Consider the following 1,116-nt stretch of genomic DNA (forward strand, 5'->3'; position numbering starts at 1 on the left):
CGCCCGGTCCTCGCTCGACGCGGGCGGCAGCAGCAGCCCGAGCAGGCCGGCGACCAGCGGCGCGCCGGGCAGCACGGCCGCGAGCCACAGCGTCATGAGGCCACCTCGTCCCGGACGGTGGCGGTCCGCTCGGCCAGCGGGACGTCGTCGACGGTGACGCTGGCCCGCAGCCGGTAGAGCTGGAGCACGATGGCCAGCCCCACACCGATCTCGGCGGCGGCGAGCACGATGACGAACAGCGCGAACACCTGCCCGGAGTGCGGCAGCGCCGAGCGGACCGTGGTGTCGGCGGTGACCAGGACCAGGTTGACCGCGTTGAGCATCAGCTCCACCGCCATCAGCACCAGCACGGCGTTGCGCCGGCGCAGCACGCCGTAGACGCCGAGGCCGAACAGGAGCGCGGCGGTGACGTACGGGATGACCGGTCTCACCGGCGCCCGCCCTCGTCGGCGGCCACGGCGGCCGGGCCCGCCGGTCCGGCCGCTCCGGTCGGGTCGGTCCCGGTGGACGCGGCGGGTGTGCCCGTCGGGCCGCTGCCGGCGGCCGGCGCCACGGTCGGGCCGGACGGGGACGGGCGGCCGATGTCCGGGCGGGAGAGCACGATGGCGCCGACAAGCGCGGCGAGCAGCAGCACCGAGAGCACCTCGAACGGCAGCACCCAGGAGCGGAACACCTGCTCGCCGAGGCGCTCGGCGGTGCCCGCGGCGGGCAGCTCCACCCGCGACCAGCGGAACGCGTCGACCAGCAGCACGGTCAGGCCGAGACCGCTGCCGGCGCCGACCAGCGCGGCCGGCCAGCCGGGTCGGTCGAGGTCGTCGGAGGGGCCGATCGGGGCCCGGGTCAGCATGACCGCGAACAGCAGCAGCACCACCACCGCGCCCACGTAGATCAGCACCTGCACCCAGGCCACCAGCTCGGCGGTCAGCACCAGGTAGTCACCCGCGAGCGCGCCCAGGCAGACCACCAGCCACAACCCGGCCCGGACCAGGTGCCGGGTGGCCACCACCAGCGCGCCCGCGCCCACCGCGACCGCGCCGAGGGCGAGCAGCAGCACGTCCGCGCCGGTCACGAGGCCGCGCCTCCGCCCGGCTCGCCGGCGGCGTCGGGGCGTACCCG

The 1,116-nt window shown here is 76.8% G+C and carries 2 protein-coding genes; both read right to left on the reverse strand.

The window, feature by feature from the left end:
- Positions 1–92 precede the first annotated feature (92 nt).
- Positions 93–431: an NADH-quinone oxidoreductase subunit NuoK gene (nuoK, locus tag HUW36_RS33270; RefSeq protein WP_174531633.1), complete on the reverse strand. Its 339-nt coding sequence runs from the start codon at positions 429–431 to the stop codon at positions 93–95.
- Entirely contained in the window at positions 428–1,069 is a 642-nt protein-coding gene (locus HUW36_RS33275) for an NADH-quinone oxidoreductase subunit J family protein (protein ID WP_174531634.1), read from the reverse strand. Before HUW36_RS33275 ends, nuoK begins: the two co-directional genes overlap by 4 nt.
- Between the last annotated feature and the right edge of the window lie 47 nt (positions 1,070–1,116).

Source organism: Micromonospora maritima (assembly GCF_902825405.1).
Taxonomy (GTDB): domain Bacteria; phylum Actinomycetota; class Actinomycetes; order Mycobacteriales; family Micromonosporaceae; genus Micromonospora; species Micromonospora maritima.